The organism is Alcanivorax sp. IL2 (genome assembly GCF_047495475.1).
GTDB lineage: Bacteria > Pseudomonadota > Gammaproteobacteria > Pseudomonadales > Alcanivoracaceae > Alcanivorax.
Genome location: NZ_CP179932.1, coordinates 1,964,558 through 1,988,606 on the forward strand (window position 1 = coordinate 1,964,558; position 24,049 = coordinate 1,988,606).

Sequence of the window (24,049 nt, forward strand, 5' to 3'; positions counted from 1 at the left end):
GCGCGTGAAAATTGGTTGTGTGTTGAAAACAAAGAGGCCGCGTCCAGAGTTTGGGCGCGGCCTCTTGGCGTTCAGAACCAACAAGCCGGTCCCGCGAAGCTGTTCACTATTCACTGTTAACTGTTCACTGCATTTCAACCATGATCGTCAGCACGCCGCTGTGGGTGCCGGATGCAGTGGCGGCGCTCATATCGGTAGCGAGTACGTCAACGCTGACGGTGGCATTGTTGCTGGCGCCACCATTGCATTGTGGGTCGCCGCTGCGGCTGTTACCCATGCCGGGCAGGGGGATGCCGGCGGTGGCGGTCTGGGCGCCGTTGCCATCGTTCCAACTCACCGCATAGGGCACGCTGCTGCCAGCGGATATCAGCTCAAAGGCGCCGCCGTTGCCGCTGCCGGTGAGGGTAACCGCGTACTGGCCGCCATTGGCCTGGTAAACGCAAAGGGTTTCGGAGCGGGTAATATTGTTGTTGCCATCGAACGTCCCCAGGGCGATGTCATCGATCTGGGTGACCTGGATGGAGTTGGGGATGGTGATATCCACGCTGACGGTGAAGTTGGCGGAAGACTTGCCCCTGCCTGAGTTGGTGGCGGTGAAATTGAACTGGCTAGTGTAGGTACCAGGGGGCACGGCCTGGATGTCTGTGCCACTGGCATATACGTCCAGACGGGCGTTATTGCCGCCGGGGCAGTAACGCGCAGCACCAGTAAAGATTTCTGCGGTAGAGAGGTTTGGTTGCAGTGTCGCTGCTTGGCCACCGACAAGGTCGTCCCACGACAGCGTAACCGGAATGCTGTCGGCGCCGGAAACTACCTCAAAAGGGCCCTGAGCCTCGACGGCATAATCAATCGGTGTGTTGCCTTGCGGATTGGGTTGCTGCACGGAGCTGACACACAGTTCAAAGCTGTGATTCAGATCGCCGCCGTTCCAGGTAAAGGTGGTAGTAAAGGCATTTGGATCGGTGCGGATGTGGGCCTGAGCATGTGCTGTGAAAAAAAGCAGCATGCTGCTTGCGATAATACGCAACCACATAGGGTTCTCTTTATCGTAAAATTAGCACTATAGCAGATGGGCCGGGGTTTCCGGCCCATCTGTCTGGTGCTTATTCCGCAGTGATGATCACGGTCAGTGTATCGGTGTGATCGGTAGCAGTAGTGGCTGCACCCACCTGATTCTCCGTAGCACTGACGCCGAGGGCCACATTGGGGCCAGAGGTCTGGCAGTTGGCTTCGGTGGTATTGCTGCTCGTGAGGCCTGTTTCGGCGGTATCTTCGGTCAGCGTAGTCCCATCCCAGGTTACAGAATAGTTGACCTCACTGGTGCCGCCGTCACTCAGAGTGAAAGCGCCGCTGGTACCGGCTCCGTTAGCGTCATTGCTGCTCTGCGCCACGACGCCATAGCCACCGGCCAGATTACGGAACACGCACACGTTATCGGTGGCGGAAAAGCTGTTTCCCTGGTTGATGGTCATGTCGTTCATGTCGCTGATCTTGATCAGGTCTGGCACGTTCAGGGTAATCACGGCAGTACCAGTGGACGAGGCACTGGCGCCGGTTCCCATGCTGCCATCGGATGCAGCCATGGCCAGGCCGGAGGCAAGCAGGGCGCTGGAGAAGATAGCCGGTACAAAGAATTTGATTGTCATGGTGTCATTCCCTTAAGCGGATGGACAAGAGTGTTATGTAAGCCTGGACAACCCCAATCGCGCCTCAGGCCTTATATTGAAAGCGATACTGCCATGTGTGCAGTGGAATGTGATCTGCATCTCGTTATTTATGCGATGGGCGGTGTCTCTGCTTTACTGATTTGCGTTCAGTACAGCAATTTCACGTGTTTCAACGATTTACCGCTCACAAAAGCGGATGGCTTTGCTAAAGTGCGGGTCAGATGAGCAGTGCAGTCAGGGGGCAGCTTGGATAACGAATCCATCGTTTACGGGTGTATAAAACATTTGCCGTTTGGCAGCTTGCAGGAACGCAAGACCCATTGCTTTCATAACCGCCGGGCCGTTCGCCAGCTCCCGCAGGCCGATGAATGGCCGTTCTTGTGCCGGGAAATGTTCTCTGTACCCGGCGATGACCTGATGGGAGGTACCTTCCAGACCCAGGTGATCCACTTCGGTATGTCCTACCGGGCGGTGGAGTATGAGTGGGAGCACTGGATCGCCAAGTTCGAATCCCTGCTCAAGAACATGTACTGGGTGAATGCGGTGGTACACCTGGAAACCGAGCTGTCCGGCTTCCACACCTTTGTCTGGGACAGTGCAGAAGTCTGCCACGAACCGTCCGAGGCGCCGCTGAGAGTGCGCTGTGAGTGGGCGCGTGAAGGGGCGATCGCTTGAAGGCAGTTAACAGTGAATAGTGAATAGTTAGTAGCGTCGCGGGCTGGTTTTTCAGGTTTTTGAAGCGCAAGAGGCCGCGTCCAGACTTTGGGCGCGGCCTCTTTCGTTTCAGAACAATAAACGCGGTTTCGCGTAGCTGTTAACTATTCACTATTCACTGTTAACTGCCTCATTAGCCTGCTCCTTGCCCATCACCGACACGCTCTCCGTCACCTCATCGAATACCACAAACGCTTCCTGTTTCTTTAGCTGATTGCGGACCTGCTCCACTTTGGTGGAGGTGGGGATTTCCTGATCACCGTAATCGGTGCCGTCTCGGGTGACGAACTCTTCGATCAGGTTGGTGAGGGTGTCGGGTGGGAGGTCTTTCCAGGGGACGATGATGGGAGGCATAAGATTCCATGTTGACTGAGGCATTTATTCCGTAGGAGCGGCGCTTGAGCCGCGAGTGCTTCGGCAATATTGCTCCAAATGCTTCGCGGCTCAAGCGCCGCTCCTACGGAAAGGGTCTTCAAATCACCAGCAGCTGAATACCGGCACCCAGTATCACCAGCCAGGAGGTCACCACGCCCAGCTGGCGAGCCAGGTTGGCGCTGCTGCGGGGGATTAGCATGCCGTAGCTGTAGAGGGCTCGGCCGCCTACCAGCAGGATGCCGTAAAGGTGCAGGGCGGTACTGCCGCCGCCGTTGATTTCCAGCAGGGCCATGAGGATCAGCGCTAGCGGAATGTATTCAATGGTGTTGCCGTGGGCGCGGATGGCGCGGCTTACGTCCTTGTGGCCGCCATCGCCCAGGGAGACTTTCTTGCCCAGACGAAGACGCACCACGTTGGCGGCCAGGGCGATGATCAGGAAGCCGCTGAGGGCGGCGTAGAGGGCGGTAATCGGCAAGCTGACTAGGGTCATGGCATCCACTCGGGTTGTTTTTTGCGTTTGCGGACAATAAACCGGGCCGGGGCCAGGGCGTCAATCATTTCCTGATCCGTCGGTAGCGGCTGGCCACAGATCATGTCGGCGATCAGCTCCGCACACAAGGGGCTGCCGGTAATGCCGCGGCTGCCGTGTGCCACATTCAGGTAGAGCCCTTGTGCCGGGCGGTGGGGATTGTCCGTGGCCACGGGCAACGGGCCGCATAGGGGGAGGAAATCGATGCTCTGGCAACGGAATGCGACACGCCGGTCGACGATCTGGATGTGGTCGCCACCCAGCTCCTGCCAGAGGGTGGGGAGGTAGTGCTTCAGCTGGGCCAGGTTTTCCGCATCGTCGCTGTCGGTGGCATGGGTGTGATCTTCGTGGAGCTTGAAGGTGGCGCCGACGCAGTGCAGGTCGTTCAGGGCCGGGGTCAGGTAACCGCCATGACATTGGGCCTGTTGCCAGCGCCGGGATGCCTCGGTGGCCCGACAATAGCTCACCTGCCCCCGGATATGTTTGAGCGGTAACCAGCCCAGGCCAGGCAGGGACTCGCTTTGCCCGGCGGTACACAGGACGACGGCATCGGCACTGAGCGTCTCCCCGTGTTCCAGCGTCACCCGCGCCGGGGCGCCTTCTTCCAGGGACACCACCCGGGCTGACAGCTGGCTGATGGCGGGGTGGTTCAGCAAATGCTGGCACCAGCGGTCCGGCCGCAGATAGCCGCCGCCGAGCAGTTGCACGGCATTATCGCCGTGGGGCTGAAGCAGCTCCTGTGGCCAGGCCCTGGTTGTCATGGCCTGCTCCAGCTTGTCTCGCTGGCGCTCATCCACGTAGTGCTGGATCACCCCGTTCAGGTTGCCGTCTTCCGGTTGTGCCGGGTATCCGTGGCGGTGCAACCAGCGCAGGGCGTGGCCGTAGCTTTGCTGATAGAAGCGGTTCTGGGAGGTGAGATGGGGGCTGGGGGTGCTGTAGACCACCCCGGCCAGGTTGCCGGACGCATGGTTGGCGACACCATCCGGGTCCAGCACCGTTACCCGGCAGCCCCGCTCGGCCAGGGCCCGGGCTGTGGTGGACCCGGCGAGCCCGGCACCGACGACCAGGATGTGCCCTGATGCCGGTGCGGGGTGGGGGGCTTGCAGGCCCTCGATCTCGCCAACCAACATATGCCGTTTGTGGCCGTAACCATCGCGCTTGTGCATGACAAAGCCGACCTCGGCCAATCCACGACGGACAACCCCGGCGGCCGTAAAAGTGGCCAGGGTGGTGCCGGGCCGACTCAGTCTGGCCAGTTGGGCGAACAGTTCTGGCTGCCACATGTCCGGGTTGCGGGCCGGGGCAAAGCCGTCCAGGAACCAGGCATCCACCGGGTGGTGGAATTGTGGCCACAACGCCAGAGCATCGCCATGGAGCAGGGTCAGCTGCACACGAGGGTGCAGCTGAAGACGGTGAAAGCCCGGTGCGGGTGCCGGATACTCTGTCAGCAAGGTGTCTGCCAGAGAGGAGAGGGCAGGCCAGTGAGCCAGGGCCCTGGCCAGATCCGCTTTGCGTAGCGGGTGCTTTTCCACGGAGATCAGGTGCAGCCGGGTGCTGTCCGGGGCATGTTCCAGAAAATCCCGCGCTGCCAGCAGGCAATTCAGACCGGTACCGAAGCCGGTTTCACCGATAACGAAAGTGGCGCCGGCGCCCAGTGCCCGGAAGCGCTCCGGCAGTCGGTTGCCCTGCAGAAACACGTAATCGCTCTCGGCCATGCCGTCCTGACGGGAGAAATAGGGATCGTCAAAATCCACCGCCACCGGGGTGGTCTCTTGCCAGTCAACGGTGGCCGGCTGGATGGGGGAGAAGGTTGGGGGTGTCATCGCGAGCCGGGATTGGTCTGCTGTTGGTGCCTGTAGGGAAGGCAGGATACCTTGCGGGTCTCACCATTAACAGGCATGGAGGCTGGGGTGAGATAGCGCCAGCAACGATTCGCAGGCTCGGACCGGGTTTATCAGCTGCCAACTGCCTTCTGTGCCGCCTTGAACTCGGCCAGCGCCCGTTTGCCATGCTGCAGCAGCCAGCGGGGACTCTGCTGGTAGCTGGCATTGTTGATGCGGATGTAAACACCATCGATCAGCGTTACCAGCAGGGACTGGTTCTGGATCGGCCTTCCCTTTTCCACCCAGCGCATTTGTGCCTGGGCGGAGGGCTGACCCTCCAGATCCAGCAGGGTTTCGCTGACGATGGTCAAGGCATTGGCGCTGTCTTGCAGGGCCTGGTTCACCCGTCTTTGTCGTACCTCGCTGTAGTAACTGGCGACAGCACGCTGTGCCGGCATGTTATCCCAGCCCGCAGGCAGGCCGCTGAGGGTCAGCGATAACTGTTCTTTTTTATCTTCGCTTCGATAGTGCAGGGTGCGACCCCGTTGGGTACTGATTTCCCCGTCCAGTTTCAGACCGGCCAGGTGCTGGGGAGCCTGGAAGTGCGACAGGTCCACGGCCTGGGCGGTTGGCGTCACCGGCAGGCGTTGTTGGTCGCTTGATTCAGTGCTGAGTTTTGGCAGCTTCAGGGCCGTGGGGGGTTGCTCCCGGTTGGGCTGTGTGGCGCAAGAAACCAGGCCCAGCACAGCGATCAGCGGCAACAGATAGCAAACTTTTACATTCATCTTTGTCATCATGAGGCAAGGTGTTCCGGGTTTTCCTGATGTGGCGGCGATTTTCTGGTGGCACAATACAAGTTACCCGATGAGGATACCCTTTATAGGGAAAGGCGGATGGAAAAACCATCACATAACGGTATGCGCACTGGCGTTGCAATGGCATTGCTGTTTGCCATTATTACCGTCCCCTTTGCGATTGCGTCTTTCCTGATGGTTCAACACCGTCTGGATCTGCTGTCGGGTTACAAGACCATGCAGGGCGATCTCAGGTTGTTCGAAAGTGGTCTGGCTGCCTTTTCGCCCCTGGATGACATGCGTGACCTGGCTCCGGTGATGATTCATACCCAGCATCCGGAGATCGTGTCCCGCTTTGAACTTAGCGGGGCGAGAGCGGACAGCCGCTTACAGGCCTTTCTGGAGCAGGTGCGTGAACGGGATATTCCCGGCCTGAATGATCAGGCAGGGCTGCTCAGCGAAACCTGGTCTGGCCTGACGGTGAAAACCGGGATTCCCCTGGAAGACGTGGCGGGCCCCTACGATAACGTCAATCGCATTGCCCAGCGTCTGGGCAATGCCCTTTCCTCAGTACTGATCGCTTCGGATATGTCTGTGGGGGAGGGGTTGGAGCCCAATGAAGTGTTGTCCCTGACGCTGGGCTCGTTTCGTCAGGCACAAAATGACATCGGGTTGATTCGTGCCCTGGCGCTTTATGTCAGCCAGCGTGGAGGATACCTGGGGGATAACGACGCCCGTCGTCTGGAAAATGCCTGGCAGCGTCTGCAGCAGCAGCTCTCGGTCATCGACAGCGAGATCAAGGCGCTGTCCGCGAGAACCGGCGCCATTGAGCTGCAACAGCAGTGGCGACTGGTGAAGGACGAACTGCAACGGTTTCTATTATGGTCTGAACAAGAGCTGATTCTGGCGCCCCGGGTCCAGGTAAGCTGGGAACAGGCCTACGATCGCAGCCGCCACGCCATGCAGTCCCTGGATGGCTTGTCTGACAACCTGGTAGAGCTGTCAGTACAGCTGGTAGAGCACACTCGCCAGGAGAAACTGCGAGGCAGCATTTTCCTGATGCTGGCGGTGCTGTTGCTCTATGCCCTGGTGTTGGGTTTGGCGCTGCTGGTTTACCGCTCCAATTCCCGCGCCATCAGTGCTCGGGCAGAAAGTCTGGCCAAGGGCCAGTTCCTTGCTCGCATGAGCCATGAAATTCGTACTCCCCTCAATGGGGTGATCGGTCTGGCAGAGCTGTTACGTGAAACCGACCCTACGCCCCGACAGCAGGAATACATCAGCCTGATCGACAGTGCCGGGCGCACCCTCACCGCGCTGATCAATGATGTACTCGATTTCGCCAAGATTGAGGCCGGCAAATTGCAGTTGGTGGAAGAGCCGTTTGATCTGCCCCTGCTGATGGCCGAGTGCGCCCAGATGTTCAATCTGCCCGCCAGTGATAACGGTACCCTGGTGCTGCTCGATATGGACAGCAATACGCCTTCCCGGGTGGTGGGTGATCCTACCCGGCTGCGCCAGGTGCTGATCAACCTGTTGGGCAATGCGGTCAAATTCACCCGTAACGGCAGAGTGGTACTGTCTCTGGCCTATCGTCAGGTGAGTCATGAACAGCCCTTGTTCAGCTTTGCCGTGACCGATACCGGCATTGGCCTCAGCCAGGAAGAGCAAGCCCGGTTGTTTCAGCATTTTGCCCAGGCCTCGGCGGATACGGCGAAACGCTTTGGCGGCACGGGGCTGGGATTGTCGATCAGCCGTGAACTGGTGGCCCTGATGGGGGCAGACATCCGTGTGGAAAGTGCCCCCGGTAAGGGGGCTCGTTTCAGCTTCAGCGTTCAGATGCCAGCGGACAAGGTGGATGTGCCCACGATGGAGCAGGAGGCGCCACCGGCCTGGTTGTGGGATGTGCAGGGTAATCTGGCGGACTGGATGCTGGCGGACCGGCGGTTTCAGGCGGTTCAGCGGGTCAGTAACAGCTCGCAACTGGCGGCGCTGGGGTCACTGGAAGGGGCTGGGGTTCTGTTGATCAACGGTATGCCTGACCGAGATCTGTTGGAAGAAACCCTGCAGCTGGTGCGCCTCAGTCAGGTGCCACTGCAGATTCTGCTGCTTACCGGGATGCGCTCGCACGCTCCCGACTGGCTGCCCCCACAGGTGCATTTGCTGCGGCGGTCGGTGCTTACAGTCAATGAACTCAAGCAGTTACTGGGTCGACAGATGCCCAGTAGTATTCCGATTATTTCACAGGTGGAAGGGGAAGAAGCCGTTGCCGCACTGCGGGTGCTGGTGGTGGAGGACAACCCGGTAAACCAGATGGTGACAAAGGGGTATCTGGAGCGGCTGGGAATCAGCCTGATTCATATTGCCGAGGATGGCGCCCGTGCGCTGGACATGTTCCAGGACGCTGCGGGTGCTTATGACCTGGTACTGATGGACCTGGACATGCCGGTGATGGACGGGTTCACCAGTGCCGGGCGAATGCGCGATTGTGAAGAACGCGAACACTGGCCTCCTTGCCAGATTCTTGCGCTGAGCGCCCATGCGGTATCCGAGCTGGGAGGGCGGGTACAGCGATCAGGAATGAACGGCCAGTTGATCAAACCGCTTTCTTTGACCGCTATGCGCGATGCCATTTCTCGGTACATGGACATCAAGGCGTGAGGTATTCGAGAAAATCCTGAAAGGGAAGAGGCATCAAGGGTGCCACTGTTACCAGTAACCCCAGTGTCATCAGCACCAGGAGTTCCAGGCGCCAGGCCCGATGACGCCGCCATCCATGAAAACACAGAGCCACGGCGGTCAGAATCACGCCGGCATGGAAACTGGCCATGCTCACCAGTTGCCACTGCACATCCTGTAAAGCCAGCATCACTCCACATAGCATCAGAAGCAGGGCTCCGCAGGTCAGGGCATTGGCGGAGTCATGCTTGCGGAAAGCGGGCATATCGATATCTCCAATCGTGCAAGTGATCTTGTTTGATAGCCTAAGCAATAGTTATGCCTGTTTTGTCAGAGATTCTAGGAAGGATTAATGACTGCCGTATGAAGCCAGAATATTGCATTTCGTCACTTTTTTGCCATCTTTATGTGTGAGGGTGGTTAACTTATGTAGTGTTTAATTCGTATAATCCGCCTCTGACGATTGTGTCTTCCGGGTTTTGGGATAGAGGGTTCCTGCATGCGTTATTTGTCTTTTGTCCTGTTTGTCGTGCTGGCGCTGCCGGCCCATGCACAAATCAGTAGCGGCATGAGCGAGCGGCTGTGTCTGGCGGCGAGCCAGGAGAGTGCTTTCGGCGCCCTGGTCGATGATTTGATTGAAAGCGATGAGCTGGCGCTAACCTCCGGTGAGCAAGTGCTCTCATTGTCCTGCCAAGATGGCAGCAGCGTGCTGGAAAAGATGGTGCTGGCCCGTCAGGCAGAGAATCTGGAGTACGCAGTGATTGACCTGGGCCTTAACCTGAGCGCCTCCCAGGTAGCGCTCCATGGGCAGACCCTGCCCCTGAAAGAAGCCCTTCGGCGCCTTGGCGAGCAGGGTGACAGCGACGTTCAGGATTTTGTGCAAAGCTACCTGAGCGACCTGGCCGACGAAGATTTCAACCCGAACCTGCGGATCAGCCTGAAGTAAGGCAAATTCTGGCTTTGCTGTGGGAGCGGTCGTTCGACCGCGACCCTTGCCCGAAGCTATGGCGGTCGAACGACCGCTCCCACAGAGAACTGAAGGGGCTGCACTGATTGCGATCTGTGTTGTCCCCATTTCTACCCACCGGTATCACCCGCTATAATTCGCCCCGCATTGTGATACCGGAACCCCTATGTCTGATCAGCAGGATCGCATTTACGCCACGGCGCACCAGCAGGTGACCCGTTTCTCGTTCGATGACACCGTGGTGCGTGTCTTCCCGGACATGATTCGCCGCTCTGTGCCCGGCTACCCCACTATCATTGACATGATAGGGGTGCTGGCGGCTCGTTATGCCCAGCCGGATACCTGCCTCTATGATCTCGGCTGCTCTCTGGGTGCAGCGACCACGGCCATGGCAACGCTAACGGCAGATCAGGGCAACCGGTTGATTGCCGTGGATAATTCTGCGGCCATGATTCGTCAGGCCAGCACACTGATTGCGCAAACCGGGCAAAGCGAGCGGGTCAGTCTGCTGGAGGGCGATGTGGCCAGCATGGATTTCGAGCCGTGCTCCATGGCGGTGCTCAATTTCACCTTGCAGTTCATCGCACCGGACAAGCGCGACGCCCTGATCCAGCGCCTTGCCGACGCTACCGTCCCTGGCGGGATTCTGGTGCTGTCGGAAAAGATCCGCTTTGCCGATGATGCGGAGAATGCCCTGCAGACCGAGCTGCACCATGCCTTCAAGCGTAACAATGGTTATTCGGATCTGGAGATCAGCCAGAAACGCACCGCGCTGGAAAACGTGCTGATACCGGAAACCCTGGCGGATCATGAAGCACGCCTGCGCCAGGCGGGTTATCGGGAGATCCATGTCTGGTTCCGCTGCTTCAATTTCATCTCTCTGCTGGCGGTGCGCTGATGCTGAAGGATTATCTGCAGCAGTGCGACACCGCGCTGCGGGAACTCTATGCCCAGCCCCAGCGGGACACGCTAATGGCCCTGTGCCGGCAGCGCCTGCTGGACAAGCCCCATGGTGATTTGCCCCGCTGGATGGCAGCGCTCAACGCGCTGCCCGAGGGGCCGGCGGACTGTGATCTCGCGGCGGATACCCTGCGCATTGGAAAGCCCGGTGAGGTTGATCCGGCAGTCGTGAAAGGCGCCCTGGAGGGATTGATTCCCTGGCGTAAGGGGCCCTTTAATTTCTTCGGCGTGCAGATCGACACCGAGTGGCACTCTGACTGGAAGTGGCAGCGGGTGGCGCCGCATTTGTCACCCCTGGCCGGGCGGCGTGTGCTGGATGTGGGTTGTGGCAGCGGCTATCACTGCTGGCGAATGGCGGCGGCCGGTGCGCAGCAGGTGGTGGGAATCGATCCGACCATCCTGTTTCTGGTGCAGTACCTAGCGGTGCGCCGCTTTTCGCCTTCCACCGCGGTCTGGTTTCTGCCGTTGCGGATGGAAGAGTTGCCGACGCAGACGGAGAATTTCGATACGGTGTTTTCCATGGGCGTGCTCTACCATCGCCGTTCCCCGCTGGATCACCTGCTGGAACTGAAAGCGGTGTTGAGCGAAGGGGGAGAGCTGGTGCTGGAAACCCTGGTGGTGGAGGGTGATGCACAGACCGTGCTGATGCCCGAGGACCGTTACGCGGCGATGCGCAATGTGTTTTTCCTGCCTTCCGTGGCGATGCTCGAGCGCTGGCTACAGCGCTGTGGTTTTGTGGATATTCGCTGTGTGGATGAGAGCGATACTACGGTTGAAGAGCAGCGAGCCACGGACTGGATGCGGTTCCAGTCGTTACCGGATTTTCTGGACGCGGACGACCCGACCCTGACCCGGGAAGGTTATCCAGCGCCTCGCCGGGCCGTGCTCATTGCCCGCAAACCCTGACCTGCTGTGCAAGCCAGAGATAGAGAAAATCCTTACCATAAAAGCGCATAGCATTCTTTGCCCAATGACTGAGGCAGGAGGGGCGGTCTTTGCAGGGCGCGATGAGCGCAGCGGCAATATTGTCACTCTTTTCAGATCGCCTTCGCCTGGGTCGATGCTTCCAGTAACTGATCTACCAGCTTTAGCCTCAGACGTTCATCCAGAACGGATAAGGCAGGAGACAGCACTTCCATGAGCGAGGTCTGATCGGTGTCATTGGCCAACTCGAGCAGCTGCCGGGACAGTTGGCCGGTTGCCTCGGGGGCGGATTGCAGCGCGGCCAGTTGTTTGTGTGCTGATCCACTCAATGCAATATGAGTCGTTTCCGTGGTGTCTTCCAGGGTATTGAATGCCCGATTAAGCAGCTGCACCACGCCTTCCTCTTCCCGTTGGCTGGCACAATGCACGCCGATGCGTGTCGGCAGGGAAATGCAGAACTCATCCAGCTCGAATTCCTGGCTGCTGAACCACTGTTGTAGGCGTTGCGCCATTGCCATGGCGCCGTCCACGGCGGTGGCCGGCAAGACTACGAACAGGGATTGCCCTGACTGGCAGCTCACCAGACCGTCTTCACAGCGTTTGGTGGCATGCATTTGATGCAGAACTTTTGCAAGCAGGCGTTGAATTCGCTCGGCACCGATATCCGCCTTGACGGATCCCAGCTCCTGAAATCGGATAGCGAGAATGCTGAGGGGCTGCTGATGTCGCCGACACAGAGACATCGCCTGGTGAATCATCTGCTGGCTATGGCTGCTTGTGCTGCTGCTGGTTGTCACGGCAGTCATTGGGTACCTCGGGACCACACATTAAGATGACGTTCCATTCGTGGGAGCGTGTACGGGCTCTTAACAGTGGGCATCCTTTCCCTTGGTTTTTACTCTAATCAATTCCCTTGGGGTGGGCATTGCGCGCATACTTTATTTAACAACATTGTCTTGCTCTGTTACCAAAACCGGTTGTTAATCAGCCAATTAGAGCGGATGGAAAGAAGGAGTGAGGACATGTCCATAATCTTGGTGATCGCGACGGCGGTGTTGAGCTCGGCCATGACACTGGCGGTGGTGGCGCTTTGGGGGCGTTTCTACTTTCAGCCGCGGTTGCGTGACAACATGCAAAAAGAGCTGGATGAGCAGGTGGAAAAAGCCGCTGAGGTGCTTTCTTCGCGGGTGGAAGAGGGAGTGCGCCGCGGCCTGGTGGATGGCGTCCGTAATCTTGATACCCGGGAAGTGCTGGAAGGCGCCAGCCGCAGCCTGGCCCGTTCCAGCGCGGAGCTGGTCGGCGAACGCCTCGGGCAGATTTTTGGTGCACCGAAGAAGAATCGATAGCTACGAGCTACACGGGTTGGATAGGGCAAGCCAGAGATATCTACGAAGCTGCTGTAGGAGCGGCGCTTGAGCCGCGAACCTTGCACAGCAAGGATATCGCCCGCAGGGCGATCAGGAATCTCTGCGCTCGACAGGTTCCAGAAAGAACGATAGGCCTTGGCCTAACCCGCCTCGCAGCTCATCGTTCAGTGCTACAGCCTGCCCCTGGCGGGAAGCAGTCGAGCCAGCAGGAAGGCAATACCAAGGCTGAGCATGGCGAGGGACAACACATCCTGCTGCAATGCCTGCAAGGTGGTTTCCCACAGTGAGGAGGCCTTGAGTAGCGACAGCAGAATCAGCAGGGTACCGGTGAGGGTGAAGAACTGGTCCAGCTTGCGAGCTCGTCGTAATTCGCCGCGCAGGTGACGCAGCTCCTCGAGGATGTCTTCCTGAATCAGCTGCTGACGAGCCACCTGTTCTGCCAGTTCTCCGACTTGCTGAGGCAGGGTGGCCAGTTTCTCCAGCCACACCGGGTCTTCACGGCGCAGCAGGTCGAGCAACTCCTTGAGCCGGACATGGTCGTCGAGCCAGTTGCGAACCAGTGGCCACAGGCTGAAATTTTCAATCAGGTCGGTGAGCTGGGCGATTTGCCTGTCGCTGCCGGTAACGCGCAGGGATTCATGATCGGTCAGTGGCTCGCTGGCAAACAGCCAGTGCACCATAGCTCCCATAGGGCCGCGGACACGGATATCCACGTTGCCTTCGTAGTCGGTCAGCAGCTCCACGCCATCTTCATAGATCAGCACATAGAGCACCCAGAGCGGGCGCTCAGCACGAATCCGCACGACAGTGCCGTGCAGAGCGGCTAACCTGTCGCGGCCGGGCTGGCTACCTGTGAGCGCTTGATTGAGCGCGCTCTCCAAACCACCAAGCACAATCAGCTGGGGAAAACTACCGGTCTGAGGCATAAGTGACGGAAAATCCTGTCCTGAAATGGGGCCGCGCTGTCGCTTCGGGTCCCGATTTGTTGCCAAAAATTACGTTATCTTGCTTATATTTAGGGTGCCAGCTACCTATACTAGGCACTTTTATAATAAAGGGCACCTCCCATGATAGGTTGCTGCCTTAAAACGACATTGGCTTTTTAGACCGGGATTGGCGAAAGCGGGATATGTTTGTCTTGGCACTGTCGCGTTACAGTGCATAAGCCCTTGGAGGGGAGTTGTTTTTCAATGCTGGAATCATTGCTTTCGTACCCGGACTTCTGGAAGTACGTCAGTATACCTTTTATCGCCGGTGCCGTAGGGTGGATCACCAACTGGATGGCCGTCAAAATGACGTTCTATCCACTGGAATTCATTGGTATTCGGCCCATTTTCGGCTGGCAGGGGATCATTCCCTCCAAGGTCGAGAAGATGGCAGGTATAGTTGTCGACAAGGCCCTTTCCAAACTGGGCAGTCTGGACGAGTTCTTTCGCGAGATGGAGCCGGAAAAGATATCCGCCCACCTCACCCGCACCATCCAGCTACGAATTGAAGAGTACACCGACGAGGTGATGACCGAGCGCAATGCTGTGCTCTGGGAGAATCTGCCTCTGTTGGTGCGCAAGCGTGTCTACGCCCGCGCACGCCGGGCAATTCCAGCGGTCATGGACAATGTGGTTGATGACATCAGCCGCAATCTGGACAGCCTGGTGGACATGAAGCACATGGTCATCACGCAGATGAGCGAAGACAAAGCGCTCATGGTGCAGATGTTCCAGGAAGTGGGTGATCCTGAATTTCGTTTCATTACCAATTCCGGTTTCTACTTCGGTTTCCTGTTCGGTCTGATTCAGGTGCCGGTGTTCATCTTTGTGCCGGAAAACTGGGTGCTGCCGTTCTTTGGTTTTATCGTTGGTATTGCCACCAACTGGCTGGCTCTCAACCTGATTTTCCGGCCGCTCAATCCGGTAAAAATCGGCCCTTTCCGCATTCAGGGGCTGTTCCTGAAGCGGCAGAAGGATGTGGCCGAATCCTTCGCGCGCCTTGCGACGGATGAAGTGATCACCCTACGCAATATCATGTACCAGGTGGTTAACGGTCCCCGTGGAGATCGCACCAAGGCCCTGATCAAACGCCATCTCAAACCACTGCTCAATGGTGGTGTGGTGCGCACGGCTGCCCAGTTGACGGTGGGCCCTGAGGGTTACGCGGATCTCAAGAAAGCGGTGGAAGACAAAGCAGTGGATCTTGCCGTGGAGCCGTTTGAAGATCAGGGCTTCAACAAAGAGCGGGGCCTGATTGTCGAGAGGCTCATGGCTGAACGGATGCAGGCGCTCAGCTCGGAAGAATTCCAGGACCTGCTGCGGCCGGCCTTCCAGGAAGATGAGTGGATTCTGATCGTGGTAGGCGGCTTTCTGGGTGCCATGGCCGGGGTCGGGCAGCTGCTGTTCATGTTCGGAGCGGCCTGATGGAAACGCTGCAGATAGATATAGCCACTCTGGGGTGGCTGCTGTTTGCAGCGGCGGGAGCGTCTTCTCTGCTGACCCTGGCCCTCATGGGCTTGATTGGCCATTTTTATCTGGGGCCCAAAATTGAACGCAAGGTGGATCGCCGTCTTGAAGAGGGTGCCAACCAGTTGGAAGAGCGCCTGAGGAAGCGGATTGTCGATCTGCTTACCGGCCGCTCCCGGGAAGTGATCCGCAACAGCGCCCGGGATCTGGCCCGGGGCATGGGCCTGATCGGCAATCGGCGGCCGGATGATAATGATGATCTGGATGAACAGTAGCCTGATCTGATGAGAAATTGATCACATAAACGATCATTGAGCAATTGTCAGACAAACCTGTGCAAACCTGCTTTACTACCCCCCTATAATTTACTCCCTCGCGTTGATGCCGTTGCTTGTTGCTGCGCTGCATCTGCTCGTGGAATTACCTTCGGAGTTTGGATCATGTCCGACGATAAGCAGAACGAAAAAGAAGAGCGGAATCCTAGCCCGCTGAAGGCTCTTAGTGGAGCTTCACGAGATATTCGCAAGTATACCCACCAGATCTGGCTTGCCGGTCTGGGGGCGTTCGCACGGGCCGAGGAAGAGGGTAGCGGCTTTTTTGATGCCCTGGTTGAAGCAGGCCGAGAAGTGGAACGTCACACCAAGGACAAGACCGAGTCCCGGGTGGAAGAGATTAAGGAACGGGTTCGCCATCATACCGGCGAGACCATGGACAAGATGGAGAAGGCCTTCGACGATCGCCTGAACAAGGCGTTGTCCCGCTTGGGGCTCCCCAACAAACGGGAAGTCGAAGAGCTGGAGAAACGGGTTCACGAGCTTACCAGTGCACTGAGCAAAGCCGAGGAAGATGTCAGTGCTTCCTCTGAATCCGACACTCCAAAACGCCGCAGCCGCAAGAAGAGCTGAGGCGTCCAAACAGTGTTGTAGCGCACACCGCTAACCCCTTAGTGGTGTCTTTTGACGGGTACCCCCTTGGTACCCGTTTTTTTTATGTTCGAAATAAGCTCTCTCGCGACGAAGCGTCGCCCAGGCAGGATATCCATAGGTACAGACGCTCTGTCTCAGTGACCGTTGGTGAGGGATGCTTTCATCGCGGGTGCGGCCCTGATTGACTCGGAACGACTGTGCCACGCTGTCACCCTTGGTAACGTCTTCATGCCCCAATTTTGTTCACAGGTTTCTGTCAATGGGCTTTTTCTGCAATAAAATATGACAAACCCGTGAATAGCTCATAAAAAACAGCGTAACTACATGAAATATAATGAATTTATTGATTGGTTAAAAAATAGGCATGTCGTCAATAGCCGTGAAAAACCGGTGAGATAGGGCGGTTGTGTACCGGCTATGCACAGGGTTATCCACAGCTTCTGTGGAAAAGAATTCAGAAGTTAGGATTGTGCCGATGTGTGGTAATGATCGGCTAGCTGAACGGCCTGCTTACGACAAGAAAATGGCGTTTTTACACAAGGCTGTTATCGGACGCATGCAACTGGCTGTCATCCGGTTGTCACCTGGCATGGCTAAAAAATCACCGCTAAGTTGCTGAGAATAATAAGATTTACGATATGTGTAATTATCCACCATTAAGTGAGAAAGGCCTTTTGCCGGGGGCTACAGACGGTTCTTCTCAGCTTTTCCACAATTTTATCCACAGAATTTGTGAGTAATCCCCTGTGATTGTGCTGATGCGCTCCGAGAGTTGAGGAAAGTGTCAATCCCTGTCCTGGTGGAAAATCATGCAAACAGCTGAAGTGCTTGCTATAAGAGGGCTGTAGAGTGTTTTCCTGAGGTCCTGCACAGAGTTGTCCACAGAGCATGGGGATAGTTGTTGGGGTGTGGAAGAATTATCTCTGTTGTGCGTTGGTGCAGGACGTTGTCCAGCGCGGCTGGTTATGGGGGTGGGGTTTGTGTTGCGAGACGTCTACCAAAGGCAAATTGCTCTCCCGGGTGCCGCGTGAGCGAGGAGAATAACGTGCTGCATGATTCCTCTCCCTCAAGGCCGAGATGAGTCTCTAAATGGCCGCAAGCACCGGCGGCTTCCTGGATGTGGTGTGCAGTTCGCCTTGGGCCCAGTGCACACTACGCAATGCGTGGCGTCGGTGATCCAGATCTGAGGTTCGGTATCCGAAAGGGGGCGAGGGGCAAGACGCTCGAATTCTTACCCAGGAGCGGGTCGTTTGCGTTCCCGCTAGTCCATGATGAACAAAAAAAAGGGTGCCCGAAGGCACCCTTTTTTCAGCAAGAGAAAGATCAGAAACGGTGCTCGCCGTTATCGATGCTTTCCTGGCTCTCCTTGTCCAGCTGCTGGTAGCAGTTGGCCTTGGGAAGCAATACGTAGACCGCATTGTCCTGCTGGCTCAGGTCGTACTTCTGCTCTTTCAGTTTGTTCTTCTGGTGCTTGAAGGTGCCAGTGGTCTCCATGGCCTGCTCGTTGATCCGCAGGAACACGGGAATGGCGTAATGGGGCAGCTCACGCTTCAGGTAGGCACACAGCCCCTGGAAGTCGAATTCGCTGTGATGGCAGGTCAGACGAACCTGTGCCATGCCGGCCCGGCCATTGGTGTTGGGGATTTCTACCCCGTAGACCACGGACTCCTGAATGCCGTCATAGCCATCCAGAATCTGCTCTACTTCGGTGGTGGACACGTTTTCGCCTTTCCAGCGGAAGGTGTCACCCAGACGGTCCACGAACTGCGCATGGCGGAAGCCGATATCGCGCATCATGTCACCGGTGTTGAACCAGGCATCGCCTTTCTTGAAGACGTCACGGAAGATGGACTTCTCGGTCTTCTCCGGGTCGGTGTAACCGTCGAACGGCGTCTTGTCGGTGATCTCGCCGAGCATCAGGCCGGATTCGCCTTTGCCCACCTTGATCATGTTGCCATTGCTGTCGCGTACCGGCTCGTCCCGTTCCTTGTCGTATTTGACGATGGCATAGCTGACCGGAGAGAAACCTACGGTGTTGTCGAAGTTGAACACATTGGTAAAGGCCACGTTGCCTTCGGAAGAGGCATACAGCTCTACCACGCGGTCAATGCCGAAACGATCCTTGAACTCTTTCCAGATGCTCGGGCGCAGGCCGTTGCCGACAATGGTATGAACCTTGTTGTCCTGGTCGTTGGGCTTTTCCGGTTGTTCGTGCAGGTAGCGACACAGTTCGCCCACATAACCGAACGCGGTACAGCCGTGGCGGCGGATATCTTCCCAGAAGCCGCTGGCGGAGAACTTGCGCGCCAGTACCAGTGTGCCGGCAGGGGCCAGCACAGACGCCCAGCAGATGACCATGCCGGTGGCGTGGTAGAAGGGCAGGGTAGTGTAAAGGCGATCGTCAGCGTTAAGACGCACCGCTGAATAACCGAAGCCACCGTAGGCTTTTTCCCAGCGACCGTGGTTGAACACCACGGCCTTGGGCAGGCCAGTGGTGCCGGAGGTATAAATATAGAACAGCGGATCGCGCAGGAAAGTCTGCTTGCTGGAAGCCGGGTTCTCGCTGGAGCAGTCCTTGATTTCGCTGGCCAGGTTCTTGTAGCTGGCGGGAGCCTCACCCGGGTTTTCCAGAGTGTCCTGGTCGGCGAAGAAAAAGAAATTGTCCTTCAGGTCCAGGTCGCCACGGATCTCTTCCACGGCGTCTACCAATTCCTCACCAATAATGGCGGCCTTGGGTTTCACCAGATTGAAAGAATGGACCAGTACCTTGCCACGCTGGGAAGTATTGATCAGCGCAGCGCAGACGCCCAGTTTTGCACAGGCGGCTACAGTGACGAGCAGTTCCGGGCGGTTTTCGATGTTGACGGCGATAGTGTCGCCTTTTTTCAGGCCGATGGAGGCCAGGTAATCTGCCAGTCGGTTAGCCCAGGCATTGAACTGCTTGTAGGTAAGCTCGGTGTCTTCGTAGATCAGGGCGGCGCCGTTGGGGTTCATGCCGGTGGCTCGCTCGATGGCCATGCCCAGCCCCAGAGGCTTGGTCGTGTCAGTGATCTTGGCCATCCGCGAGCCCTTGATCAGGCCTGGCAGATTGCTGACCACCTCGGGAACCTTGGACAGAAGCTTGGGCAACGTGATGATGTCGGCGTTGCTCATAGGATCTCCATTAGTCTGTGTTCTTGGAAGGCCCAGGCACAAAACACCACAGGATGAGTCGATACAGGCCAGTCATTCGATCACGGCATGTAAGCGGTTATCCGAAGGCTGTTCAGCCGGGAACCCAGTATTGGCAAGCGGGCGCTTACCTTAACCGTAGCACCAGGGCAGGGCAAGAGCCTTGCCCGGCCGCAGTGCCAGGGCAGATTGCGGCGGTCCGTTTTGGCCTTATCTGCCCGGTGCAAACTATTGAATCACAGTGGAGTGTCCCTCTCCGTTCGTAAAATGTCATTGACGGATTATGACTCCGGGTTGTCCGCCTTGATGCTGACCAGTAGTTGCTGGCGTTTCACTTGACTGCCAACCGCTAGATCCGCTGATTCCACGGTGCCATCACAGTCCGCCTTGAGACTATGCTCCATCTTCATGGCTTCCATGATTACCAGCACTTGCCCCCGCTGCACGGCCTCACCGGCCTTCGCGCATACCTCGATCACTGCGCCATCCATGGGCGCGCGGATCTGGCCGGAGCCGGCCTGATCGCTGGCGCCCGCTGCGCTATGGGTAGCATCCTCGAAACAGACGCTGTGGCCTTGGCATTGCAGCCAGCTTTGCTTGCCATCCTGGAACATCTGGTAGCGCTGGCGAATGCCGTCAATGCTGGCCAGGCCCGGGCCCAGAGGCTCGATGTGGTGGTTGTTCTCGCCGACCATCAGCTCGGCATGGTCATCGCGATAGCGGATATATACGGTTTGTTCGTGTTCACCACAGCGAAGCTGGACCGGTTGAGCCCCCAGGGTGCTGGAGTGCCAGCCACGTAGCTCGGCTGCCGGTGTCTCCACTTCACAGCGGAGCAGGGCGGCCAGGGCCCAGAGTTGGCTGGAAGGAGCCTCGCCGGCCATGCTGGCGTCGTCGGCAAAGTCCTGCCCAATGAATGCCGTGGTCGCTTCGCCCTGGGCAAATACCGGGTGACGCAGAATAGCGGCCAGGAAGGTCCGGTTATCCCGGACTCCCATCAATACGGTGTCCTCCACAGCACGGATCAGGCGTCGCCGGGCGTCTTCACGGCTATCGCCCACGGCAATGATCTTGGCCAGCATGGGGTCATAGTGGCTGCCCACCTCATAGCCTTCCGTCAGGCCGTGGTCGATGCGCACGCCATCGCCGCTGGCTGGCTGCCAGCACAGTACCGGGCCGGTCTGCGGCATGTAATTCTGCGCCGGGTCTTCCGCGTACAGGCGCACCTCCATGGCATGGCCGGTGAGCGTGACTTGGTCCTGGCTCAAGGGCAGGGGCTCGCCGCGAGCGACTTTGATCTGCCAGGCCACCAGGTCCAGGCCGGTGACCAACTCGGTAACCGGATGCTCCACCTGCAGGCGGGTGTTCATTTCCAGGAAGAAGAAATCACCTTCCGGCGCCAGCAGAAACTCCACCGTGCCGGCCCCCACATAGTTGCAGGCCTTGGCGGCATTGACCGCGGCTTCGCCCATCTGTTGGCGCAGGGCCTCGTCCACGGCCGGAGAGGGGGCCTCTTCCACCACCTTCTGATGGCGACGTTGTACCGAACAGTCCCGCTCACCCAGATGGATCACGTTGCCATGGCGGTCGCCGAATACCTGGATTTCCACATGGCGTGGCTGCATCACGGCGCGCTCCAGAATCAGCTCGTCGCTGCCGAAGGCACTTTTCGCTTCCTGGCGGGCGCTTTTCAGCTGGGCGGAAATCTCGCTGGCATCGGTGACCACGCGCATGCCGCGACCGCCACCGCCGGCACTGGCCTTGATCATCAGCGGCAGGCCGATGCGTTCGGCTTCCTTGAGCAGTGTGGCGTCGCTCTGGTCTTCGCCTTCGTAGCCGGGAATGCAGGGCACGCCGGCTTCGATCATGGCGATCTTGGACAGGCGCTTGGAGCCCATCAAGTGGATGGCATCTTCATCGGGGCCGATAAAGGTGATACCGGCATCCTTGCAGGCCTTGGAAAACCCGGCGTTTTCAGACAGAAAGCCATAGCCGGGATGCACCGCATCGGCGCCTGTCTTGCGACAGGCATCCAGCAGGGCATCCACATTCAGGTAGGAGGCGCTGGCCAGTGCCGGGCCTACACAGACGGCTTCGTCGGCCAGTTGCACGTGACGGGCACCGCCATCCGGCTCGGAATAGACCGCCACGGTCCGGTAGCCCAGTGACTGGGCGGTGGCGATGACCCGGCAGGCAATCTCGCCACGGTTGGCAATCAGGATTTTTTCAAAGCTCATTGTGGTTCCTTACCGTAATCCGGGCGGCCCCGGAGAAAACATGTTGGCCGGGAGGCTCTGGTTTTTGTGGGAAATCATGCTTGCATGATGAAGCGGGTGGCACCCTCATTCGCTATGCAAGCATAGCTTCCCACAAAGACAGTGCTTCTCTGGAGGCAAGCACTTAACTGTTCCAGGACGCAGGGCGTTTTTGTACGAACGCCATGGTGCCTTCCTGGCCTTCTTCGCTGTTCACGGCGGCGGCGAAATCCTTCGCCGCCTGGTCCAGCAACACCTCCATGGGTTCATGGCCCACGTTCAGCACCAGCTGTTTGGTCACCCGGTTGGCATGGGGTGCGCATTTGCGCACCGCGTTCAGGGTGTCTTGCAGCAGGACATCCAGGCCGTCTGCGTCAGCTGCCACTTCGTGAACGATGCCCAGTCGCCGGGCTTCTTCGCCCTGGAAGCGGATGCCGGTGAGGGCCAGCCGCCGGGCCTGGGTCAGGCCGATACGCTCTACGACAAAGGGGGCGATCTGGGCGGGAATCACCCCCAGGCCGGTTTCCGGCAGGCCGAAGGTGGCGCCGCTGTGGGCGATGGCCACATCGGAGATGCAGGCCAGACCAAACCCGCCGCCCAGTACCGCGCCTTCCAGCACGGTAATCAGCACCTGGGGCTGATGATTAGCGGCGGTGATCATTTCCCCGAAACGGCGATTCAGTTTCTCAAAGGCATCGCTGTCGCCGCTGGCAGCCTGCTGGCGTGCGCCGGCCATATCCTTGATATCGCCGCCGGCACAGAAGTGACCTCCAGCGCCACGCAGCACGATAGCGCGCACGCCGGTGTCATCCTTCACCGCTTCGAACACCGCCATCAACTCGTTGACCATGGTCAGACTCATGGCGTTGCGGCTGTCGGGGCGGTTCAGGGTGATATGCAGAACCGGGCCGTCCTGGTTCAGCTGTAAGGTGTCTGTTTTCGGTAGCGTCATCATGCGCTCCTCTCAACATGTCTACAGGGCCGCTGTAGGAGCGCCGCTTGAGGCGCGAACAGAATATGAGTTGCGAGGCGCGAGTTACGAGGCCCGAAAACCTGAAACACGATGGTTCGGTTGTGCATTTCGCTTCTCGTAACTCGCTTCTCGCTCCTGGGTTTTCGCGGCTTAAGCGCCGCTCCTACAGCGGGCAGTATTCCGGGGCCGGGGTGTCCTGTTATTTTTTCTTGCCTGGCAGGATATCCATGGTCTTGCAGATAATGCCCAGCATGACTTCGTCGGCGCCGCCGCCGATGGAGCCCAGACGGCCATCGCGGTAAAGCTGGCCGGCGGGGTTGTCCCACATGAAGCCGTTGCCGCCCCAGTACTGCAGGCAGCCATCGGCTACTTCTCGGCTCAGACGACCGACTTTCAGTTTGGCCATGGACGCCAGCTGCAGCACATCCTTGCCGCTGATGTACATTTCGCAGGCCCGGTAGGTGAGGGCGCGCAGGGATTCCACTTCGGTTTGCAGTTCCGCCAGACGGAAGTGCACGGTCTGGTTGTCGATCAGTGGCATGCCGAACACCTGGCGGTCCTTGGCATAGGCGATGGTTTCGTCGATCACGTGCTGCATGCCCATCAGGCTGTTGGCGGCGGCGAACAGGCGCTCTTCCTGGAACTGCATCATCTGCATCATGAAGCCCATGCCTTCCTGGCCGATCAGGTTGCGCTGGGGCACGCGCACGTTGTCGAAGAACACCTGGGCGGTTTCCGAGGAGCGCATGCCCAGCTTGTGCAGGGGCTTGTCCACGGTGATGCCAGCGGCGTCCTTCGGCACGATGATCAATGACTTGTTCATGTGCGGCTTGCCGTCTGAGGTTTGTGCAAGCAGGCAGAACCAATCGGCGCTGGGCGAGTTGGTGATCCACATCTTGGTGCCGTTGATCACGTAGTCGTCGCCGTCCTTGGTGGCGGTAGTCTTGATGGCGGCCACATCGGAGCCCGCATGAGGTTCGGATACGGCGATGGAGGCCACCATGTCACCGGCAATGGCCGGGGCCAGGTAGTTCTGACGCAGCTCGTCGGAGCCGAAACGGGCAAGGGCCGGGGTGGCCATGTCGGTCTGCACCCCGGTGGAAAGCGGGACACCACCGCAGTGAGTGCGCCCCATTTCTTCGGCCATCACCATGCCATAGGAGTAATCCAGCCCCATGCCACCAAACTCGACCGGCTTGGTCACCCCGAGCAGACCCAGATCGCCCATTTTCTTGAACACCTCATGGATGGGAAAGCGCCCGGCTTCTTCCCATTCCTTGACGTGGGGGTTCAGTTCTTTCTCGACAAAGTTGCGTACTGTGCGGCGCAGTTCTTCGTGTTCTTGAGTGAAAAGCATGGGAAGCGTCCTGTTTTGTTCAATGAAGTACGTTGTGTTCTGTTGTGCCTGTGCTACCTGGCGATGCCGGTGCGTGAATTAATAATTAATAGTGAATAGTTAATAACGAGACCCCTTT

22 protein-coding genes are annotated in these 24,049 nt (G+C 58.2%); 9 read left to right on the plus strand and 13 right to left on the minus strand.

All coding sequences use genetic code 11. From position 1 onward, the window contains the following. Nucleotides 1-124 precede the first annotated feature (124 nt). Both ACMG4N_RS09190 and ACMG4N_RS09195 read right to left on the minus strand, forming a co-directional pair. A complete protein-coding gene (locus ACMG4N_RS09190; RefSeq protein WP_297762714.1) occupies nt 125-1,033 on the minus strand; it encodes a hypothetical protein in 909 nt (302 codons plus the stop codon). Nucleotides 1,034-1,103: 70 nt separating this feature from the next. Further along, nucleotides 1,104-1,646 carry a hypothetical protein gene (locus ACMG4N_RS09195; protein WP_297762716.1) on the minus strand — a complete coding sequence of 181 codons (543 nt, stop codon included), beginning with the start codon at nt 1,644-1,646 and terminating at the stop codon, nt 1,104-1,106. Nucleotides 1,647-1,913: 267 nt separating this feature from the next. Here ACMG4N_RS09195 and ACMG4N_RS09200 point away from each other — a divergent pair, with 267 nt between their 5' ends. Further along, nucleotides 1,914-2,342 (plus strand): hypothetical protein, encoded by a 429-nt coding sequence (locus ACMG4N_RS09200; protein WP_297762718.1) that lies wholly within the window; start codon nt 1,914-1,916, stop codon nt 2,340-2,342. 150 nt (nt 2,343-2,492) lie between these two features. On the opposite strand, the gene ACMG4N_RS09205 is transcribed toward ACMG4N_RS09200, so the two are convergent. The 4 genes from ACMG4N_RS09205 to ACMG4N_RS09220 form a co-directional block, all read right to left on the minus strand. Continuing rightward, on the minus strand, nt 2,493-2,735 hold the full coding sequence (locus ACMG4N_RS09205; protein WP_366516894.1) for a YheU family protein: 243 nt from the start codon (nt 2,733-2,735) through the stop codon (nt 2,493-2,495). A 118-nt stretch (nt 2,736-2,853) separates the two neighbouring features. Beyond that, nucleotides 2,854-3,246 (minus strand): MAPEG family protein, encoded by a 393-nt coding sequence (locus tag ACMG4N_RS09210; protein ID WP_297762720.1) that lies wholly within the window; start codon nt 3,244-3,246, stop codon nt 2,854-2,856. Then, a complete protein-coding gene (gene mnmC, locus ACMG4N_RS09215) occupies nt 3,243-5,108 on the minus strand; it encodes a bifunctional tRNA (5-methylaminomethyl-2-thiouridine)(34)-methyltransferase MnmD/FAD-dependent 5-carboxymethylaminomethyl-2-thiouridine(34) oxidoreductase MnmC (protein ID WP_414431359.1) in 1,866 nt (621 codons plus the stop codon). Before mnmC ends, ACMG4N_RS09210 begins: the two co-directional genes overlap by 4 nt. Nucleotides 5,109-5,239: 131 nt before the next feature. Continuing rightward, complete coding sequence (locus ACMG4N_RS09220; protein ID WP_414431360.1) at nt 5,240-5,893, minus strand: hypothetical protein; 654 nt, start codon at nt 5,891-5,893, stop codon at nt 5,240-5,242. 108 nt (nt 5,894-6,001) lie between these two features. Between ACMG4N_RS09220 and ACMG4N_RS09225 the strand changes: the two genes are divergently transcribed. Further along, nucleotides 6,002-8,560, plus strand: coding sequence for an ATP-binding protein (locus ACMG4N_RS09225; protein WP_414431362.1), 2,559 nt, complete (start codon nt 6,002-6,004; stop codon nt 8,558-8,560). On the opposite strand, the gene ACMG4N_RS09230 is transcribed toward ACMG4N_RS09225, so the two are convergent. Beyond that, nucleotides 8,550-8,891 carry a DUF1275 family protein gene (locus tag ACMG4N_RS09230; RefSeq protein WP_414431363.1) on the minus strand — a complete coding sequence of 114 codons (342 nt, stop codon included), beginning with the start codon at nt 8,889-8,891 and terminating at the stop codon, nt 8,550-8,552. The two genes, ACMG4N_RS09225 and ACMG4N_RS09230, sit on opposite strands and share 11 nt — an antisense overlap. A 186-nt stretch (nt 8,892-9,077) precedes the next feature. Here ACMG4N_RS09230 and ACMG4N_RS09235 point away from each other — a divergent pair, with 186 nt between their 5' ends. The 3 genes from ACMG4N_RS09235 to cmoB all read left to right on the plus strand — a co-directional run bounded on the left by ACMG4N_RS09235 (nt 9,078) and on the right by cmoB (nt 11,411). Further along, complete coding sequence (locus tag ACMG4N_RS09235; RefSeq protein WP_297762730.1) at nt 9,078-9,524, plus strand: hypothetical protein; 447 nt, start codon at nt 9,078-9,080, stop codon at nt 9,522-9,524. A 187-nt stretch (nt 9,525-9,711) separates the two neighbouring features. Next, nucleotides 9,712-10,443 (plus strand): carboxy-S-adenosyl-L-methionine synthase CmoA, encoded by a 732-nt coding sequence (gene cmoA / locus ACMG4N_RS09240; RefSeq protein WP_297762732.1) that lies wholly within the window; start codon nt 9,712-9,714, stop codon nt 10,441-10,443. Next, on the plus strand, nt 10,443-11,411 hold the full coding sequence (gene cmoB / locus ACMG4N_RS09245; RefSeq protein WP_414431366.1) for a tRNA 5-methoxyuridine(34)/uridine 5-oxyacetic acid(34) synthase CmoB: 969 nt from the start codon (nt 10,443-10,445) through the stop codon (nt 11,409-11,411). Before cmoA ends, cmoB begins: the two co-directional genes overlap by 1 nt. A gap of 131 nt (nt 11,412-11,542) precedes the next feature. On the opposite strand, the gene ACMG4N_RS09250 is transcribed toward cmoB, so the two are convergent. After that, the gene (locus ACMG4N_RS09250) at nt 11,543-12,235 is read right to left on the minus strand and encodes a diguanylate cyclase (RefSeq protein WP_414431367.1); all 693 of its coding nucleotides are present in this window, start codon (nt 12,233-12,235) and stop codon (nt 11,543-11,545) included. Between the two features lie 216 nt (nt 12,236-12,451). On the opposite strand from ACMG4N_RS09250, the gene ACMG4N_RS09255 reads away from it, so the two are divergent. Continuing rightward, nucleotides 12,452-12,775 carry a hypothetical protein gene (locus ACMG4N_RS09255; RefSeq protein WP_414431368.1) on the plus strand — a complete coding sequence of 108 codons (324 nt, stop codon included), beginning with the start codon at nt 12,452-12,454 and terminating at the stop codon, nt 12,773-12,775. A gap of 191 nt (nt 12,776-12,966) precedes the next feature. On the opposite strand, the gene ACMG4N_RS09260 is transcribed toward ACMG4N_RS09255, so the two are convergent. Further along, nucleotides 12,967-13,722: a hypothetical protein gene (locus ACMG4N_RS09260; RefSeq protein WP_297762740.1), complete on the minus strand. Its 756-nt coding sequence runs from the start codon at nt 13,720-13,722 to the stop codon at nt 12,967-12,969. Between the two features lie 264 nt (nt 13,723-13,986). Here ACMG4N_RS09260 and ACMG4N_RS09265 point away from each other — a divergent pair, with 264 nt between their 5' ends. The 3 genes from ACMG4N_RS09265 (at nt 13,987) to ACMG4N_RS09275 (ending at nt 16,154) form a co-directional block, all read left to right on the plus strand. Beyond that, the gene (locus ACMG4N_RS09265) at nt 13,987-15,207 is read left to right on the plus strand and encodes a DUF445 domain-containing protein (RefSeq protein WP_297762741.1); all 1,221 of its coding nucleotides are present in this window, start codon (nt 13,987-13,989) and stop codon (nt 15,205-15,207) included. Then, nucleotides 15,207-15,524 (plus strand): hypothetical protein, encoded by a 318-nt coding sequence (locus tag ACMG4N_RS09270; RefSeq protein ID WP_414431370.1) that lies wholly within the window; start codon nt 15,207-15,209, stop codon nt 15,522-15,524. The genes ACMG4N_RS09265 and ACMG4N_RS09270 overlap by 1 nt, the downstream gene beginning before the upstream one ends. Before the next feature lie 165 nt (nt 15,525-15,689). Then, nucleotides 15,690-16,154, plus strand: a complete 465-nt coding sequence (locus tag ACMG4N_RS09275) for a phasin family protein (protein ID WP_297762745.1) — start codon at nt 15,690-15,692, stop codon at nt 16,152-16,154. 1,344 nt (nt 16,155-17,498) lie between these two features. Here ACMG4N_RS09275 and ACMG4N_RS09280 read toward each other — a convergent pair. From ACMG4N_RS09280 to ACMG4N_RS09295, 4 genes are all read right to left on the minus strand, one after another. Then, complete coding sequence (locus tag ACMG4N_RS09280) at nt 17,499-19,328, minus strand: long-chain-acyl-CoA synthetase (protein ID WP_297762747.1); 1,830 nt, start codon at nt 19,326-19,328, stop codon at nt 17,499-17,501. A 299-nt stretch (nt 19,329-19,627) separates the two neighbouring features. Beyond that, the gene (locus tag ACMG4N_RS09285) at nt 19,628-21,583 is read right to left on the minus strand and encodes an acetyl/propionyl/methylcrotonyl-CoA carboxylase subunit alpha (protein WP_414431372.1); all 1,956 of its coding nucleotides are present in this window, start codon (nt 21,581-21,583) and stop codon (nt 19,628-19,630) included. A gap of 163 nt (nt 21,584-21,746) precedes the next feature. Beyond that, nucleotides 21,747-22,553 (minus strand): enoyl-CoA hydratase/isomerase family protein, encoded by an 807-nt coding sequence (locus ACMG4N_RS09290; protein ID WP_414433311.1) that lies wholly within the window; start codon nt 22,551-22,553, stop codon nt 21,747-21,749. A 220-nt stretch (nt 22,554-22,773) separates the two neighbouring features. After that, a complete protein-coding gene (locus ACMG4N_RS09295) occupies nt 22,774-23,931 on the minus strand; it encodes an acyl-CoA dehydrogenase family protein (RefSeq protein WP_414431373.1) in 1,158 nt (385 codons plus the stop codon). Nucleotides 23,932-24,049 lie beyond the last annotated feature (118 nt).

Bases quoted from the DNA above. Each gene is read 5' to 3' on its own strand.
- ACMG4N_RS09190 (WP_297762714.1), bottom strand. From the start codon at position 1,033: ATGTGGTTGCGTATTATCGCAAGCAGCATGCTGCTTTTTTTCACAGCA.
- ACMG4N_RS09195 (WP_297762716.1), bottom strand. From the start codon at position 1,646: ATGACAATCAAATTCTTTGTACCGGCTATCTTCTCCAGCGCCCTGCTT.
- ACMG4N_RS09205 (WP_366516894.1), bottom strand. From the start codon at position 2,735: ATGCCTCCCATCATCGTCCCCTGGAAAGACCTCCCACCCGACACCCTC.
- ACMG4N_RS09210 (WP_297762720.1), bottom strand. From the start codon at position 3,246: ATGACCCTAGTCAGCTTGCCGATTACCGCCCTCTACGCCGCCCTCAGC.
- mnmC (WP_414431359.1), bottom strand. From the start codon at position 5,108: ATGACACCCCCAACCTTCTCCCCCATCCAGCCGGCCACCGTTGACTGG.
- ACMG4N_RS09220 (WP_414431360.1), bottom strand. From the start codon at position 5,893: ATGAATGTAAAAGTTTGCTATCTGTTGCCGCTGATCGCTGTGCTGGGC.
- ACMG4N_RS09225 (WP_414431362.1), top strand. From the start codon at position 6,002: ATGGAAAAACCATCACATAACGGTATGCGCACTGGCGTTGCAATGGCA.
- ACMG4N_RS09235 (WP_297762730.1), top strand. From the start codon at position 9,078: ATGCGTTATTTGTCTTTTGTCCTGTTTGTCGTGCTGGCGCTGCCGGCC.
- cmoA (WP_297762732.1), top strand. From the start codon at position 9,712: ATGTCTGATCAGCAGGATCGCATTTACGCCACGGCGCACCAGCAGGTG.
- cmoB (WP_414431366.1), top strand. From the start codon at position 10,443: ATGCTGAAGGATTATCTGCAGCAGTGCGACACCGCGCTGCGGGAACTC.
- ACMG4N_RS09250 (WP_414431367.1), bottom strand. From the start codon at position 12,235: ATGACTGCCGTGACAACCAGCAGCAGCACAAGCAGCCATAGCCAGCAG.
- ACMG4N_RS09255 (WP_414431368.1), top strand. From the start codon at position 12,452: ATGTCCATAATCTTGGTGATCGCGACGGCGGTGTTGAGCTCGGCCATG.
- ACMG4N_RS09260 (WP_297762740.1), bottom strand. From the start codon at position 13,722: ATGCCTCAGACCGGTAGTTTTCCCCAGCTGATTGTGCTTGGTGGTTTG.
- ACMG4N_RS09265 (WP_297762741.1), top strand. From the start codon at position 13,987: ATGCTGGAATCATTGCTTTCGTACCCGGACTTCTGGAAGTACGTCAGT.
- ACMG4N_RS09270 (WP_414431370.1), top strand. From the start codon at position 15,207: ATGGAAACGCTGCAGATAGATATAGCCACTCTGGGGTGGCTGCTGTTT.
- ACMG4N_RS09275 (WP_297762745.1), top strand. From the start codon at position 15,690: ATGTCCGACGATAAGCAGAACGAAAAAGAAGAGCGGAATCCTAGCCCG.
- ACMG4N_RS09280 (WP_297762747.1), bottom strand. From the start codon at position 19,328: ATGAGCAACGCCGACATCATCACGTTGCCCAAGCTTCTGTCCAAGGTT.
- ACMG4N_RS09285 (WP_414431372.1), bottom strand. From the start codon at position 21,583: ATGAGCTTTGAAAAAATCCTGATTGCCAACCGTGGCGAGATTGCCTGC.
- ACMG4N_RS09290 (WP_414433311.1), bottom strand. From the start codon at position 22,553: ATGACGCTACCGAAAACAGACACCTTACAGCTGAACCAGGACGGCCCG.
- ACMG4N_RS09295 (WP_414431373.1), bottom strand. From the start codon at position 23,931: ATGCTTTTCACTCAAGAACACGAAGAACTGCGCCGCACAGTACGCAAC.